14 protein-coding genes and 1 pseudogene are annotated in these 14,971 nt (G+C 71.2%); 10 read left to right on the top strand and 5 right to left on the bottom strand.

The genetic code is table 11. The features are described from left to right. Positions 1-5 precede the first annotated feature (5 nt). Complete coding sequence (locus ACF09E_RS17485; RefSeq protein ID WP_361850828.1) at positions 6-974, top strand: diacylglycerol kinase family protein; 969 nt, start codon at positions 6-8, stop codon at positions 972-974. Positions 975-1,292: 318 nt separating this feature from the next. Continuing rightward, complete coding sequence (locus ACF09E_RS17490) at positions 1,293-1,550, top strand: WhiB family transcriptional regulator (RefSeq protein WP_003953983.1); 258 nt, start codon at positions 1,293-1,295, stop codon at positions 1,548-1,550. A 204-nt stretch (positions 1,551-1,754) separates the two neighbouring features. On the opposite strand, the gene ACF09E_RS17495 is transcribed toward ACF09E_RS17490, so the two are convergent. Next, on the bottom strand, positions 1,755-3,221 hold the full coding sequence (locus ACF09E_RS17495) for a sensor histidine kinase (protein WP_392205977.1): 1,467 nt from the start codon (positions 3,219-3,221) through the stop codon (positions 1,755-1,757). 568 nt (positions 3,222-3,789) lie between these two features. Here ACF09E_RS17495 and ACF09E_RS17500 point away from each other — a divergent pair. Together ACF09E_RS17500 and nagB are read left to right on the top strand one after the other, a co-directional pair. Continuing rightward, positions 3,790-3,933, top strand: a pseudogene (locus ACF09E_RS17500) (SDR family oxidoreductase); the annotation flags it as partial. A gap of 184 nt (positions 3,934-4,117) precedes the next feature. Next, positions 4,118-4,903 carry a glucosamine-6-phosphate deaminase gene (nagB, locus tag ACF09E_RS17505; RefSeq protein ID WP_385867838.1) on the top strand — a complete coding sequence of 262 codons (786 nt, stop codon included), beginning with the start codon at positions 4,118-4,120 and terminating at the stop codon, positions 4,901-4,903. A gap of 85 nt (positions 4,904-4,988) precedes the next feature. Here the strand turns inward: nagB and ACF09E_RS17510 are convergent, their stop codons facing one another. The 4 genes from ACF09E_RS17510 to ACF09E_RS17525 form a co-directional block, all read right to left on the bottom strand. Beyond that, the gene (locus ACF09E_RS17510; protein WP_392205978.1) at positions 4,989-6,512 is read right to left on the bottom strand and encodes a glycoside hydrolase family 3 protein; all 1,524 of its coding nucleotides are present in this window, start codon (positions 6,510-6,512) and stop codon (positions 4,989-4,991) included. Between the two features lie 9 nt (positions 6,513-6,521). Then, a complete protein-coding gene (locus ACF09E_RS17515) occupies positions 6,522-7,388 on the bottom strand; it encodes a carbohydrate ABC transporter permease (protein ID WP_388793355.1) in 867 nt (288 codons plus the stop codon). Further along, on the bottom strand, positions 7,385-8,407 hold the full coding sequence (locus ACF09E_RS17520; RefSeq protein WP_361857439.1) for a sugar ABC transporter permease: 1,023 nt from the start codon (positions 8,405-8,407) through the stop codon (positions 7,385-7,387). Before ACF09E_RS17520 ends, ACF09E_RS17515 begins: the two co-directional genes overlap by 4 nt. A 158-nt stretch (positions 8,408-8,565) precedes the next feature. Further along, on the bottom strand, positions 8,566-9,861 hold the full coding sequence (locus ACF09E_RS17525; RefSeq protein WP_392205979.1) for an extracellular solute-binding protein: 1,296 nt from the start codon (positions 9,859-9,861) through the stop codon (positions 8,566-8,568). Between the two features lie 285 nt (positions 9,862-10,146). Between ACF09E_RS17525 and ACF09E_RS17530 the strand changes: the two genes are divergently transcribed. From ACF09E_RS17530 to ACF09E_RS17555, 6 genes are all read left to right on the top strand, one after another. Next, positions 10,147-10,911, top strand: coding sequence for a GntR family transcriptional regulator (locus ACF09E_RS17530; RefSeq protein WP_361857445.1), 765 nt, complete (start codon positions 10,147-10,149; stop codon positions 10,909-10,911). Between the two features lie 407 nt (positions 10,912-11,318). Then, the gene (locus ACF09E_RS17535) at positions 11,319-11,525 is read left to right on the top strand and encodes a hypothetical protein (RefSeq protein ID WP_392205980.1); all 207 of its coding nucleotides are present in this window, start codon (positions 11,319-11,321) and stop codon (positions 11,523-11,525) included. A 26-nt stretch (positions 11,526-11,551) separates the two neighbouring features. Next, entirely contained in the window at positions 11,552-11,830 is a 279-nt protein-coding gene (locus tag ACF09E_RS17540) for a hypothetical protein (protein ID WP_361857430.1), read from the top strand. Positions 11,831-11,879: 49 nt separating this feature from the next. Beyond that, the gene (locus tag ACF09E_RS17545; RefSeq protein ID WP_392205981.1) at positions 11,880-12,968 is read left to right on the top strand and encodes a glycosyltransferase family 2 protein; all 1,089 of its coding nucleotides are present in this window, start codon (positions 11,880-11,882) and stop codon (positions 12,966-12,968) included. A 43-nt stretch (positions 12,969-13,011) separates the two neighbouring features. Continuing rightward, a complete protein-coding gene (locus ACF09E_RS17550; protein ID WP_392205982.1) occupies positions 13,012-13,974 on the top strand; it encodes a UbiA prenyltransferase family protein in 963 nt (320 codons plus the stop codon). Then, positions 13,971-14,969 carry a lysylphosphatidylglycerol synthase domain-containing protein gene (locus tag ACF09E_RS17555; protein ID WP_392205983.1) on the top strand — a complete coding sequence of 333 codons (999 nt, stop codon included), beginning with the start codon at positions 13,971-13,973 and terminating at the stop codon, positions 14,967-14,969. Before ACF09E_RS17550 ends, ACF09E_RS17555 begins: the two co-directional genes overlap by 4 nt. The last annotated feature ends 2 nt before the right edge of the window (positions 14,970-14,971 follow it).

The raw sequence follows: 14,971 nt of genomic DNA on the forward strand, positions 1-14,971 counted from the left end.
CGCTCATGCGCGCACTTCTCGTGGTCAACCCGGCAGCCACCACCACCAGTGCCCGCACCCGTGACGTGCTCATCCACGCGCTCGCGAGCGAGATGAAGCTGGAGGCGGTCACCACCGAGTACCGCGGGCACGCGCGGGACCTCGGCCGGCGGGCCGCGGACTCCGGGACGATCGACCTGGTCGTGGCCCTCGGCGGCGACGGAACGGTGAACGAGGTCGTCAACGGACTGCTGCACGGCGGCCCCGATCCCGACCGGCTGCCCGGGCTCGCGGTCGTCCCCGGCGGTTCGACGAACGTGTTCGCCCGCGCCCTCGGACTGCCGAACGACGCCGTGGAGGCGACCGGCGCACTGCTCGACGCGCTGCGTGAGCGGAGAGCACGCACGGTGAGCCTGGGGCTCGCCTCGGGAACCCCGGGCACGGAGGACGAAGCCGTCCCGTCCCGCTGGTTCACCTTCTGCGCCGGACTGGGGTTCGACGCGAGCGTCATCGGCCGGGTCGAACAGCAGCGGGAGCGCGGAAAGCGGTCGACCCACGCCCTCTACCTCCGCCAGGTGGTGCGCCAGTTCCTGGAGGAGCCCAACCGCCGGCACGGCACGATCACCCTGGAACGCCCCGGCGCCGAGCCGGTCGAGGATCTCGTCCTCTCCATAATCTGCAACACCTCCCCCTGGACCTACCTGGGCAATCGCCCGGTGTACGCGTCCCCGGAGGCCTCCTTCGACACCGCGCTCGACGTCCTCGGACTGCGCCGTCTGTCCACTCCGGCGGTGGCCCGGTACGCCACCCAGCTGCTCACCTCGACCCCGGAACGAGGCCCTCGCGGCAAGCACGCGACGACTCTGCACGACCTGACCGACTTCACCTTGCATTCCAAGGTCCCCCTCCCTCTTCAGATGGACGGAGACCACCTGGGACTGCGTACGAGCGTGACGTTCACAGGCGTACGCCGTGCACTGCGTGTGATTGTGTGAGTGGAAGGGGCCAAAGTCCTTTCACTCGAACGTTTAGGCGCGCATCCACCCCTTAGAAGTACGGCTGTGACCTAGCCGACACCGAGGAATCAAAAAAAACTTTCCGGAAGGGGTTGTATCCGTTGCTGGGGTTTGGGAGTCTCTTCTTGGCGATCGGGACGGCCCGCAACACCGGCCTCCACTGAGAGCCAGAACCCCTCCTCAGTCTTAGGACCACACCAGTTCATCTGGCAGTCGGCCCTTCCCTTGCGGGGGGATTCGTGAAAGCGTTCACATTCACAAGCAACCAGCTTGTAACACCCTAGAGAGGTAGCAGCCATGGACTGGCGTCACAACGCCGTTTGTCGTGAGGAAGACCCCGAGCTGTTCTTCCCCATCGGCAACACCGGTCCTGCGCTGCTGCAGATCGAGGAAGCCAAGGCCGTCTGCCGCCGCTGCCCCGTCATGGAGCAGTGCCTGCAGTGGGCGCTCGAGTCCGGCCAGGACTCCGGCGTCTGGGGTGGCCTCAGCGAGGACGAGCGCCGCGCGATGAAGCGCCGCGCCGCTCGCAACCGGGCGCGTAACGCCAGCGCCTGACGCCCACCGACAGCCTGAGGCGAGCGGCGCATACATCGCGTATGCATTCACCGCCCTTGAGCCGCAGCGCGCAGCAGTAACCCACAGCATTCGAGCCCCGGACCGAATTCCTCGGTCCGGGGCTCGCTGCCGTCCGCGCCCGATTCCGCCGGCGGCGGGCTTCCGGGAGGGCGGTTCCACGGCGGAACCCCCCTCCCTCCGCCGCTACTTCTGCGGCTGCACCGGAATGTCGAGGACCACCTTCGTACCGCGCCCGGAGCCCGGCAGCATGTCGAAGGAACCGCCCAACTCCCCCTCCACCAGGGTGCGTACGATCTGCAGGCCGAGGTTTCCGGCCCGCTGCGGGTCGAACCCCTCGGGCAGGCCCCGGCCGTCGTCCTTGACCGTGATGAGCAGCCGCGCGTCGGGCCTGGGCTCGCCGCGCACGGCGGTGACCTCGACGGCGCCCTCGTCGCCCGGGGCGAACGCGTGCTCCAGGGCGTTCTGCAGGACTTCGGTCAGGACCATGGAGAGCGGGGTCGCGACCTCGGCGTCCAGGATGCCGAAGCGGCCGTTGCGCCGGCAGGTCACCCGGCCCGGGGAGATCTCGGCGACCATGGCGATCACGCGGTCGGCGATCTCGTCGAACTCCACCCGTTCGTCCAGGTTCTGGGACAGCGTCTCGTGGACGATCGCGATCGAACCGACCCGCCGCACCGCCTCGTTCAGGGCCTCGCGGCCCCGGTCGGAGTCCATCCGGCGGGCCTGGAGGCGCAACAGGGCGGCCACCGTCTGGAGGTTGTTCTTCACCCGGTGGTGGATCTCCCGGATGGTGGCGTCCTTGGTGATCAACTCGCGCTCGCGGCGACGCAGTTCGGTGACGTCCCGGAGCAGGACGAGCGAGCCGATCCGGGTGCCCTTGGGCTTCAGCGGGATGGCCCGGAGCTGGATGACGCCGCCGTTCCCCTCGACCTCGAACTCGCGCGGGGCGTAGCCGGAGGCCAGCGTGACCAGGGCCTCGTCGACGGGGCCGCGGGAAGGGGCGAGTTCCGCGGTGATCTGGCCGAGGTGCTGGCCGACCAGGTCGGCGGCGAGGCCGAGCCGGTGGTAGGCGGAGAGGGCGTTGGGCGAGGCGTACTGGACGATGCCCTCGGCGTCGAGGCGGACGAGTCCGTCGCCGGCGCGGGGCGAGGAGTCCATGTCGACCTGCTCACCGGGGAAGGGGAAGGTCCCGGCCGCGATCATCTGGGCGAGGTCGGAGGCCGACTGGAGGTAGGTGAGCTCCAGGCGGGAGGGGGTGCGGACGGTCAGCAGGTTGGTGTTGCGCGCGATGACGCCGAGGACGCGGCCCTCGCGGCGGACGGGGATGGACTCGACCCGTACCGGGACCTCCTCGCGCCACTCCGGATCGCCTTCGCGGACGATCCTGCCCTCGTCCAGGGCGGCGTCCAGCAGCGGTCGGCGGCCGCGCGGCACCAGGTGTCCGACCATGTCGTCCTGGTACGAGGTGGGGCCGGTGTTCGGCCGCATCTGCGCGACGGAGACGTACCGGGTGCCGTCGAGCGTCGGCACCCAGAGGACGAGGTCCGCGAAGGAGAGGTCGGAGAGCAGCTGCCACTCGGACACCAGCAGGTGGAGCCACTCGAGGTCCGAGTCGCTCAGGGCGGTGTGCTGGCGCACGAGGTCGTTCATGGAGGGCACGGTGCGAGCGTACCCGCGGAATAAAGGGGCGGTGAACCTGGATCTCCGGCGCTCCGTGCTGGAGGATGGGCCAGGAAGGACCGCGTTCCTGTGGATGGACAGACAAGAATGGTCTAGTCCACAATGAAAGCGATAGACCTCCATCCTCCCCGCACAGGAGGATGGAACGAGGTACCCGGCGCTCTCTGCCCTGACTGCGCCGAGACCTCCCACACGGCCGAGGGACCGCACACCCCCGGCCGGAGCACACTCCGGGCTGCGGTGCCGGGCGGGCTGAGGGTCCCGCCGGGCGCCGCGGCCCGCGGGTCTTTCCGGGGCCCGCTCACCCCCCGCCTCGCGGGTCCGTGCGGGGTCGCTCGCCCTCCGCCTCGCGGGTCTCGGCGCGGCCGCTCGCCCTTACCACCCCTGCCCCTGCCCGCGCGCTCAGACTGCGGGGCCGGCGTGTCCGGGGCCCGGTCGCCGGCTCCGTGCGGTGCGGGGGCCAGGCCGGCATCGCGACCGCGGCCACGGCCGCCAGCTCCTCCCTCGTGGCCCGTCGCGGGCCTGCTGGGGCATGCCCTGGAGGACGGCGGCGGCGATGTCCGCCCTGGGGGAGGTCGGCGCCCCGGAGGACATAGCGGACGTGGTGGCCTTCCTGGCCTCACACGACGCGCGCTGGGTGACCGGGCAGTGGATCGACGCCACGGGAGGCTCGCTCGCCTGATCTCCGGGGTCCGGGGGGTTCGAGTGGCTGGTGGGGCACAGGCGGCCGACGATGGAGGCGGCGGGGGCGTCCGCGGGGCGGAACGGCATGAGGGGAAGGCCCCTCCTCTGCTAGATTGGGCTTTGATTGGTCTATACCACATGGCTCCTCACCGGCAGCCCCTCACCAGATCGGCAGGCCCAGCGTGGAAGTTGTCATCGTCAAGGACGCCAAGGCAGGCGGCGAGCTCATCGCGGGCGGCATCGCCGACCTCCTGCGCCGCAAGCCCGACGCGCTGCTCGGCGTGGCCACCGGCTCGACTCCGCTGCCCATCTACGACGCCCTGATCGCCCAGGTCGAGGCCGGCTCCGTGGACGCCTCCCGCGCCCGGATCGCCCAGCTGGACGAGTACGTGGGGCTGCCCTCGGGTCACCCCGAGTCCTACCGCTCGACCGTGCTCCGCCAGGTCGTCGAACCGCTCGGGCTCTCCCAGGAGGCCTTCATGGGGCCCGACGGCTCCGCCGAGGACGTCCTGGCGGCCTGCGAGGCCTACGACACCGCGCTCGCCGAGGCCGGCGGCGTGGACCTGCAGATCCTCGGCATCGGCACCGACGGGCACATCGGCTTCAACGAGCCGTGCTCCTCGCTCGCCTCCCGCACCCGGATCAAGACGCTCACCGAGCAGACCCGCGTGGACAACGCCCGCTTCTTCGACAACGACATCGAGCAGGTGCCGCACCACGTCATCACCCAGGGCATCGGCACCATCCTGGAGGCCCGCCACCTGGTGCTCCTGGCCACCGGTGAGGGCAAGGCCGAGGCCGTGGCGCAGACCGTCGAGGGCCCGGTCGCGGCGCTCGTGCCGGCCTCCGCGCTGCAGCTGCACCCGCACGCCACGGTCGTGGTGGACGAGGCCGCCGCCTCCAAGCTGAAGCTCGCGGACTACTTCCGCCACACCTTCGCGAACAAGCCCTCCTGGCAGGGCATCTGATCCGCCCGGATCCCCCGGTCGCGGACCGCGTACGGCGAAGGGGCCCGGCACCTGGTCAGGTGCCGGGCCCCTTCGCGCGGGTCCGTCAGGCTCCGGTGCCGACCACGGCCTCGGCGGCCGCGCGGCCGCAGACCCGGGCGGCGCCGTGCGTGGCGATGTGCAGGGCCCCGCGGGGCTCCGCCTCGTTGAGGCCCATCTCGACCACGACGGTGTCCGGGCGGGCCGCGACCAGGGCGTCCAGGGCCTCGGTCATCCAGACGTGCCGGTGGAGGTCGCGGACGACCGCCACGATCCGGCGCTTCCCCGCCGCTGCGAGGAGGGCGTCCACCGAGGAGTCGGCGTAGGAGCCGGTCTCCGTGCCGGGGAGCAGCCGCTCCAGCTCGGCGGCGATGCCCCAGGGGGTCTCGTCGCCGACCGCGAAGTTCGCGACCGGAGTGAAGGAGGCCACGTAGGGCGCGCTGTCCACGGGGGTGTACGACCCCGGCCCGCGGGTCACCTTCAGGGCCCGGCGGGCGGCGACGAGTCCGATGTCGGCGCCGGGCGCGGTCCCCTCCTGCACTGCCGCGCCCGACACCGATTCAGCCCCCCTGGCCCGGTGCGCCTGGGTCCAGGTCGCCAGGGCGCGTACCCGCGCCGCGGCGTCGGCCAGCCGCTCCTCGGGCAGTTCACCGGTCCGTACCGCGTTCACCAGCGCGTCGCGCAGCTGCAGCACGGTGTCCTCGTCGCACAGCCCGCCGCCGACGCAGATCGCGTCGGCGCCCGCGGCGATGGCGAGGACCGATCCGCGCTCGATGCCGTACGTCGCCGCGACGGCCTGCATCTCCATGCCGTCGGTGACGATCAGCCCCTCGAAGCCCAGCTCCTGGCGCAGCAGACCGGTGAGGATCTGCGGGCTCAGGGTGGCCGGGCGGTGGGGGTCGAGCGCGGAGAGAAGAATATGCGCGCTCATGACCGCTTTGGTACCGGCGGCGACGGCCGCGCGGAAAGGCACCAGCTCACGGGCGTGCAGTGTGGCGAGGTCCACATCGATCCGGGGCAGCGCGTCGTGGGAGTCCACGTTGGTGTCGCCGTGTCCGGGGAAGTGCTTGGTGCAGGCCGCGACGCCGACGCCCTGGAGGCCGTCGACGTACGCCACGGTGTGCCGGGCGACCAGGTCGGGGTCCGGCCCGAAGGAGCGGACGCCGATGACCGGGTTCTCGGCGTTGGAGTTGACGTCGGCGGACGGGGCCCAGTTGAGGTCGACGCCGCAGGCCGCGAGCCGGCGGCCGAGCTCGCGGGCCACGGCCCGGGTGAGCTCGACGTCGTCGACGCTGCCCAGGGCGTAGTTGCCGGGGAACGAGGAGCCCTGCTTGACCTCGAGGCGGGTGACGTCGCCGCCCTCCTCGTCGATGGCGACGAGGACGTCGTCCCGCTCGGCCCGCAACTGCGCGGTGAGGGCGGTGAGCTGCTCGGGGCTGACGATGTTCCGGCCGAAGAGGCCGACGGACGACAGGCCCTCGCCGATGCGGCGGAGCAGCCAGTCGGGCGCGGTGGTGCCGACGAACCCGGGCTGGAGCACCGTGAGCGCGTCACGGGTCAGGGTGTCCGTGCCGTGGAGGAGTGTGGTCATGGGGAGCTCTTATCCCTTCACCGCGCCGGCGGTCATGCCGCCGACGGCCTTGCGCTGGAGGAAGAGGAACACGACGAGCACGGGAAGTGCGAAGAGCGTCGAGGCGGCCATGGTGGCGCCCCAGTCGCTGCCGAACGCGGTCTGGAACTGGGTGAGCCAGAGCGTCAGGGTCTGCGACTCCTTGTCCTTGTTCAGCATGAGGATCATGGCGAACTCGTTCCAGGCGGTGATGAAGCCGAAGAGCGAGGTCGACATCAGGCCGGGGGCGAGCAGCGGGAAGATCACCTTGCGGAAGGCCTGGCCCCGGGTGCAGCCGTCGATCTGCGCGGCCTCCTCCAGCTCGACCGGGACGGCGGCGATGAAGCCGCGCAGGGTCCAGATCGTGAAGGGGAGGACCATGACGAAGTAGATGAGCGTCAGCATCGGGATGCTGTTCAGCAGGTCGTTCTCGCGGGAGATCATGTACATCGCGATGACCATGACCTCCCAGGGGGCCATCTGCGCCATCATCACGATGAGGACGATGCCCTTGCGCCCCTTGAACCTCATGCGCGCGATCGCGAAGCTCGCGGCCAGCGCGACGAGGAGGGCGAGCACCACGGCACCGACGGTGACCATGAGGCTGTTGGTGACGTAGGTCCAGAACAGGTCGACGCCGGTGGCGGTCGAGTAGTTCTCCAGCGTCGGGGTGAAGACGAAGACGGGGTCCTTCGTCATGATCTCGTGCTGCGGCTTCAGCGAGGACGAGAACATCCAGTAGACGGGGAAGACGAACACGACCGCGAGCACGAGGGCGGTGAGGTTCTTGGCGACCGAGCCGACCGTGAGCGGCCTCCTGGTGCGCAGCTTCTGCGGAGTCTCGGTGGTGGCGCTCACAGCTCCTCCTCCTGCTTCAGGATCAGGCGGAAGTAGAAGGACATGACCGCGATGAGCATCACGATCGTCAGGATGGAGATGGCGGCGGCGACACCGTAGTGGAACTGGCCGACGCCCTCGATGTAGGCGAAGACCGGCAGCGTCTCGGAGCCGCGGTCGGGGCCGCCCTGGTTCATGGCGTAGACCTGGGCGAACGCCTTGAAGATCCAGATGATCTCCAGGAAGGTCGTGATCATGAAGAAGGACTTGAGGTTCGGGAAGACCACGGCCCAGAAGGTGCGCCAGCCGCTGGCGCCGTCCATCTTCGCGGCCTCGTACAGCTCGGACCCGATGGTGGTCAGGGCGGCGTACATGTTGAGGGCGACGAACGGGATGGAACCCCAGACCAGCAGGATCATGATGATGACCAGGGTGGAGAACCCGGTCTCGAACCAGTTGTGCTGCTCGTAGCCGTCGAAGCCGAGCGTGCGCATCAGCCAGTTCACGACGCCGAACTGCTCGTCGAAGAGCCAGCGGAAGACCGTGACGGAGGCGACGATCGGCATGGCCCAGGCGAACATCAGGGCCAGGGAGAGGACCAGGCGCATCTTCTTGCCGAGGCGGTTGAGCAGCAGGCCTATGCCCGTGCCGATCGCCATGATGAGGGCGACGTTGACGGCGGTGAAGACGACGCTTCGGACGACGACGGTCCAGAAGTCCGGGTCGCCCAGGAGCTCCGTGTAGTTGTCGAAGCCGGTCCAGACGGTCTCCCGGGTGATGAACTCCTTCCGGTTGAGCTCCTGGAAGGAGAGGATCACATTGCGGACCAGCGGGTAGAGCAGCAGCACCGCCATGGACAGCAGGGCCGGCGCGACGAGCAGGTACGGCAGCCAGCCGCTGGGCAGGGAGCGTCTGCCGCGCGAAGGCTTACGGACTTCCTTCGGGCCCGAAGGGGGTGGCGGAGTCTGAGACTTCCCTGCCGCCCTCCCGGGCGCGTCCTGAGGATCGGCGGTCGCCGTCCCCTGGGAGTCCACGGTCATGGTCTTATTCCTCGCGGTTCTGGGGCTCCCGCGCCCACCGGGGCGCGGCCCGGGGGAGCGGGCCGCTGATCACTCGTGAAGCGCCGATGGTGCGGCCGGTGCGGGACCGGCCGCACCACCGGGCTACGGATTACTGCTGGTGTTTCGGGTGCTGCTGACTACTGCTGGTTGATGCGCTCGTTGATGACCTTGTCAGCGGCCTCACCGGCGGCCTTGGCGTCCTCGCCCTTCAGGACCTTGGTCATGAAGTCCTTGATCGGGTTCGGCGCGGTCTCGACGTTCGCCCAGCCCGGGGTCACCGGGGTGACCTTGCCGGAGGCGGAGGAGGCGGCCATGGCCTCGGCGAAGGAGCCGGCGGCGGGCTTGAACTGCGCGGCGTCGGTGTTCGGAAGCAGCGCGCCCTCGGTGGCGGTGGCGTACTTCGTCATGAAGTCCTTGCCGGCGGCGAGGGCCAGCCACTCCTTCGCGAGGTCCTTGTTCTGGGACCGCTCGGCGATGGCGAGGTTCGAGCCGCCGAGGAAGACGGAGCCGGGCTTGTCGGCCGTCTTGCCCGGGATCGGGAAGTAACCGAAGTCGGCGGTCTTGCCGGCCTTCTTCATGGCGTCGATCGCGCCGCCGGCCTCCCAGCCGAGACCGATCCAGGACGCCACGCCGCCCTTGGGGACGATGTCGGTGGACTGCTGCGGGGTCGCCTCGTCCTTGTCCTTGGGAGCGGTGGAGTAGGACGCCAGCTCCTTGTAGAAGTTCATGGCGTTGACGGCCTCGGGGGAGGACAGGTTGCCCTTCCACTTGTCGCCGTCCTTGACCGCGAGGTCGCTGCCCTCGTCCCAGATGAGGCCGGCGAGGACGTACCAGGACTGGCCCGGCAGGTAGATCGCCTGCGACTTCGGGTCGGACGCCTTGAGCTTCTTGAGGCCGTCGATCCACTCGGCGCGGGTCTTGGGCGGGGTGACACCGGCCTTCTTGAAGGCGGCCTTGTCGTAGACGACGACGCGGTTGGCGGCGTACCACGGGGCGGAGTAGAGCTTGCCGTCCAGCTCGTTGGAGGCGACCATGCCCTTGTTCCAGGCGTCGTAGCCCAGGGTGGCCTTGTCGCCGGAGAGGTCGGCGAGACCGCCGGTCACGGCGTAGCCCGCGGTCTGGGTGTTGCCGAGCTCCAGGACGTCCGGCGGGGTGTCCTCGGAGAGGGCGGTGGTGACCTTCTCCTGGATGCCGTTCCAGATCTGCTTCTCGACCTTGACCTTGACGCCCGGGTGCTTGGCCTCGAAGGCCTTGTTCACCTCGGCCATCCACGCGTCCGGCGCGGAACCGTCCATGACCCAGACGGTCAGAGTCTTGTCGCCCCCGGCCGACGCCTTGGCGCCGTCCTTACCCTTGTCACTGTCGGAACCGCACGCAGCGATAGAGACCATCATGCCTGCGACGCCGATCGCCGCGATGAGCTTGCGCTTCACGCCACCCTCCTCAGGGATGCCTGCAACCCCTGCCCACCGCGCGAAGACATACGTCGGGTAGTGCTCGTGGGGCTGGGACCTGGTCTTTAATGGTTTAGACCAGTACCCGGAGCTTGGCCTAGACCTTTAGGGGTGTCAAGGGTGTATAAGAAGGGCAGTCGCGTCCGTTATCGGACCGACACCTGAGGGAGGGCGACGACCCGTGACCGGTCCGTGCCACCATGTGAGCCGCGACAGACGGAGGAGCCGGTGACGGCAGCAGCACAGGAGTCGGGAAGGCAGGCCATGGCCACGGACGCGGGCAGCACGGAACCGGAGGGCGGGACGCCCACGCGTACCGCGCGCGTGCCCAAGTACTACCGACTGAAGCGGCATCTGCTCGACATGACGGAGACGCTGCCGCCCGGCACGCCGGTCCCTCCGGAGCGGACGCTCGCCGCCGAGTTCGACACCTCGCGCACCACCGTGCGCCAGGCCCTGCAGGAGCTGGTCGTCGAGGGGCGCCTGGAGCGCATCCAGGGCAAGGGCACCTTCGTGGCCAAGCCCAAGGTCTCCCAGGCGCTGCAACTGACCTCGTACACCGAGGACATGCGCGCCCAGGGCCTGGAGCCGACCTCGCAGCTCCTGGACATCGGCTACGTCACCGCCGACGACACCCTCGCCGGACTGCTCGACATCTCGGCCGGCGGACGGGTGCTCCGCATCGAGCGCCTGCGCCTCGCGAGCGGCGAGCCGATGGCGATCGAGACCACCCATCTCTCCGCGAAGCGCTTCCCCGCGCTGCGCCGCTCGCTCGTGAAGTACACCTCGTTGTACACCGCGCTCGCCGAGGTGTACGACGTGCACCTCGCCGAGGCCGAGGAGACCATCGAGACCTCCCTCGCCACCCCGCGCGAGGCCGGACTGCTCGGCACGGACGTGGGCCTGCCGATGCTGATGCTCTCCCGCCACTCGCTGGACGCCGACGGCGAGCCGGTCGAGTGGGTGCGGTCGGTCTACCGCGGCGACCGCTACAAGTTCGTGGCGCGCCTCCAGCGCCCCAACGGCTGACACACCGCAGGGCACCCACGAGAGAGCCGGACGGCCGCACCCCCACCGGGGTGCGGCCGTCCGGCGTTTCCGCCACCCCCGGCGGGAGCCGGAGCGGCGCCCTCCGGGGAGCCCTCGGCCATCCCTCCCCCAGGGGTCCGCACAGCGAGATGACGACCCTCCGGCACCTTCCGCCTGGCAGCAACGTGACGCCTCCGCGAAACCCCCTGATCAGCGGCGCGCGACGGGCGTGCGAACCGGCTGGCTCCTAACGGCCACGCACTTGGCGCCAGCCGGTCTCCGATGACAGGGCACCCCCGGCGGGCCAGTCTTGGACCTGTCGGAGCCGCCCGGAGGAACCCGGGAACGGCGCAGGGAGACCCCGCCCCGACATCCCACGCCCGATTCGCCAGGAAGGCAGTCCCGCCATGCCCAGCAGCGCCCGTTTCGCCACCTTCGCCCGCATTCAGGTCCGCCCCGTCCTCGCCCTGCTCGTACCCGCCGCGGCCGCGCTGACCCTCGTCCTCGCCGCGGAGCCGGCCCCCACCGAGGCCTCGTCCGCGACCGCCGCCGGCGTGCAGACGGTCGCGGCCGCGCAGACGAACGAGGGCGACAACGGCTTCTCCTGGGGCTGATCTCCATCTACCTCGTCGGCATCTCGATGAGGGCATCGGACGACGAACCCGCCCCGGACGCCGACCCCCCACCGGCCCCGTCCGCCGCACTCCTCGTCGAGACGCTGCACCGCGTCGCCCGTCCGCAGGACCGCTTCGAGTCCGCACGGGCGCTGGTTCTCGACCGAACGGTCCGCCTGGCCCTCTACATCCGGGGCCCCGACGAGATCGAGGCCGTCGGCCACGCGCTGCTCCTCTGCCGACGCCTCCTCGGCCACTCCCCCGAGCTCTCCCGCCACCGCATCGCGGACTTCCGGCTGCTCTGAAGGCCCCCCGCGCACCGCGATCCCCCGACCGCCCTCCCAAGGAACCCCCATGTCCAGGGCTCGTCCCAGCGTGTCCGTCGTCATCCCCAACTACAACTACGAGAAGACCCTGCACGCCTGCCTGACCTCGGTCTTCGCCCAGACCCACGCCCCGCTCGACGTCATCGTGGTCGACGACGCCAGCACCGACGGATCCCGGGACATCGCCCGGGAGTTCGGCGTCGTCCTGATCGCCAACCCCCGCAACAGCGGGGTGTCCGCCGCCCGGAACCTCGGCGCCGCCGCCGCCCGGGGCGACGTCCTCTTCTTCCTCGACTCGGACACGGCCCTCCACCCCGAGGCCCTCGCGAACGCCGCCGACCTGCTCCGGGACGACCCCGGTCTCGGCTGCGTCCACGGGGTGCTCGACCCGGAGCCGCTCTTCGACGACGGACCCGTGGAGCGCTACCACGCCCTGCACGCCCACTTCTGGCGCCGCCGCGCCGTCGGCGAGGTCCGCACCGCGTTCTTCGCGCTCGGCGCGATCCGCAGGGAGGTCTTCGAGGCGACCGGGCCCTTCGACGAGAACCTCCGCGACTCGGAGGACGTCGAGTACAGCGGCCGTCTCGTCAGGACCCACCGGATCGTGATGACGGAGGCGATCCGCGGCCGGCACGACGACGTCGACCGGCTCGGGGCGATGCTCCGGGAGCAGTACCGGCGCTCCCAGCTGCTCATCGCGGCCGTCGGCCAGCTGCGCGAGGGCGGCCTCACCGCCAACCGGCCGCTCGGCGTCCTCGCCGCCGCGCTCACCCTGCCCGCGCTCCTCCTCGGCCTGCTCAGCCCGTGGCTGCTCCTCGTGCCCGCCCTCTGCGCGCTGGTCTTCGCCTGCGCCGATCCGGGCCTGAGCCGGTTCGCGCTGCGGACCCGCGGCCCCGGCTTCCTCCTCTACTTCACCGCCGTCCACTTCGTCCTGCACCAGGCGATCGTGCTCGGCGCCGCCCGCGGCACCGTCCGCTGGCTCACCGATCCGGACTTCGGGCCCAGCGTCCGCCGCCGCGACGACCTCCCGGCGGAGCGGACCGAAGCCGCCCCGGCCCCGGCGGCCGTCCCCACCGCCGGCGTCCCCACCTCCTCCTCGCCCGCCTCCACCGGATGACCGCCGCCCACCTCCGTCCGCACCTCCCCCCAGGAGTCCGTTCATGGCCACGCCCACGCTCACCGGCCGACAGGCGCCGCCGGCCCGCCCGCCGGCCTCCCGCCCTCCCAGTCGGCTCGCCGACCTCACCTCCCTCGTCCGCCCGGGACAGTGGACGAAGAACCTGGTCGTCGTCCCCCTCGGCCTGCTCGGCGCACCCCGCCTCGACGGCGCCGCGCTCGCCGGCGCCCTGGCCGCGATCGGCGTCTTCACCCTCGCCTCCGCACTGATCTACCTGGTCAACGACCTCGGCGACCGGGACCGGGACCGCCGCCACCCGGAGAAGCGGCACCGGCCCATCGCCGCCGGACGGATCGGCGTCAAGACCGCCGTCTCCTTCGCCTGCGCCCTCGCCGTCCTCCTCGCGGCGACGGTCGCCCTCACGGTCCTCACCGGGACGGCCTCGCTCGTCGACTGGTGGCCGGTCACCGTGTACGTGGCTCTCAACGCCGCCTACAGCAAGGGCCTCAAGCACGTCCCGCTGCTCGACGTCTTCATCGTCGCCCTCGGCTTCGTCCTCCGGCTGGCCCAGGGCTGCCTGGCCTCGGGCAACCCCGTGCCCAGCTGGCTCACCCTCTGCGTCTTCTCCCTCTGCCTGCTGCTGATCCTGGGCAAGCGGCGCCACGAGATGGCGGTCGGCGGGGTGCTCCACCGGCCCGCGCTGCGCGGCTACACCCTCGGCTTCCTCGACCAGCTGCTCGCCTTCACCGCGGTGCTCACGGCGGTCAGCTACGTCCTCCAGGTGCAGGCAAGCCCGGTCTTCGGCCCCCACGGACCGCTGGTCGCCGTGCTCACCGCCCCGTTCGCGCTGTTCGGCCTCGCCCGCTACCTGCAACTGCTCGTGGTCGACGCCGGGGGCGGCAACCCCTCGCGGGCGCTGTTCAGCGACCGCATGACCGTCACCAACGCCCTGCTCTGGTGCGCGCTGCTGGCCGGCGCGTGGCCGCTGAGCCACCTCGGCTCATGACGACCACGACCACCGCCCCGGCGCCCGCGCCCGCCGACACGGCCGGGAGTCCCCCGGCACCCCGCGGCCGCCTCCGCCGCGCCCTCCCCGTCCTCTTCCCGGTCGCCGTGGTCACCGGCATCGGCTTCGCCCTGTACGACCGGGCCGGCGAACTGGCCGCCCTCGTCCTGCGCCCCGACTCCGTCCCGTATCTCCTCGCGGCCCTCGCCGCCAACGCCCTGGCCGTCCTGTTCTCCATGGCCACCTGGCGGACCCTCCTCGCCGACCTCGGCCCCGGGATCCCGGGGCGGACCGCGACCCGGATCTACTTCACCTCCTACCTCGGCAAGTACGTGCCGGGGGCCGTCTGGGGCGTCCTCGCCCAGTTGCGGATGGGCGGCGCGGCGGGGGTGCCGGGGCCGGTGGTGCTCGCCGTCTTCCTGCTGAACCTGATCGTGGCCGTCCTCACCGGCCTCGCCGTCGGCCCGCTCGCCGCGCCCTGGACGATCGGCGCCGAGGCGTGGTGGCTCGTCCTGCCGGGCGCGGTCACCGTCGCCTTCGCCGTACGGCCCGGACTGCTCCACCGCCTGGCCGCGACCGCCGCCCGGCTCGCCCGCCGGCCGGCGCCCGCCACCCGGGCGAGCGACACGGGCATGCGGCGGGCCCTCGCCTCGGCCACCGCCTCCTGGGCGGTCGGCGGACTGCACCTGTGGGCGCTGGCCGTGATGCTCGGCGCCCCGCCGCTGACCGCGCTGCCGGTCTGTGTGGGCGGATTCGCCCTGGCCACCGCCGCCGCCAGCCTCGTGGTGGTGCTGCCGGACGGCTGGGGAGCCCGCGAGGCCCTGCTGCTCCTGGCGCTGACCGCCGTATTGCCCTGGCAGGAGGCGACCGCCGTCGCCGTCGCCAGCCGGGTGGTCTGCACCCTCAGCGAGGTCCTCGTCGGAGGCGCCGCGCTCCTGCTGACCCTCCCCCGCCGTTCCCCCTCCCCCGCCCCACCGATCCCCGCGAAGGACTGACC

It is taken from the genome of Streptomyces sp. NPDC014891 (assembly GCF_043081085.1).
Lineage (GTDB): Bacteria > Actinomycetota > Actinomycetes > Streptomycetales > Streptomycetaceae > Streptomyces.

Coding starts and splice junctions, on each gene's coding strand:
- ACF09E_RS17520 (WP_361857439.1), bottom strand. CDS start 8,407: ATGACCGTGGACTCCCAGGGGACGGCGACCGCCGATCCTCAGGACGCG.
- ACF09E_RS17540 (WP_361857430.1), top strand. CDS start 11,552: ATGAGGGCATCGGACGACGAACCCGCCCCGGACGCCGACCCCCCACCG.
- ACF09E_RS17550 (WP_392205982.1), top strand. CDS start 13,012: ATGGCCACGCCCACGCTCACCGGCCGACAGGCGCCGCCGGCCCGCCCG.
- ACF09E_RS17495 (WP_392205977.1), bottom strand. CDS start 3,221: ATGAACGACCTCGTGCGCCAGCACACCGCCCTGAGCGACTCGGACCTC.
- ACF09E_RS17485 (WP_361850828.1), top strand. CDS start 6: ATGCGCGCACTTCTCGTGGTCAACCCGGCAGCCACCACCACCAGTGCC.
- ACF09E_RS17535 (WP_392205980.1), top strand. CDS start 11,319: ATGCCCAGCAGCGCCCGTTTCGCCACCTTCGCCCGCATTCAGGTCCGC.
- ACF09E_RS17530 (WP_361857445.1), top strand. CDS start 10,147: ATGGCCACGGACGCGGGCAGCACGGAACCGGAGGGCGGGACGCCCACG.
- ACF09E_RS17545 (WP_392205981.1), top strand. CDS start 11,880: ATGTCCAGGGCTCGTCCCAGCGTGTCCGTCGTCATCCCCAACTACAAC.
- ACF09E_RS17555 (WP_392205983.1), top strand. CDS start 13,971: ATGACGACCACGACCACCGCCCCGGCGCCCGCGCCCGCCGACACGGCC.
- ACF09E_RS17510 (WP_392205978.1), bottom strand. CDS start 6,512: ATGACCACACTCCTCCACGGCACGGACACCCTGACCCGTGACGCGCTC.
- ACF09E_RS17490 (WP_003953983.1), top strand. CDS start 1,293: ATGGACTGGCGTCACAACGCCGTTTGTCGTGAGGAAGACCCCGAGCTG.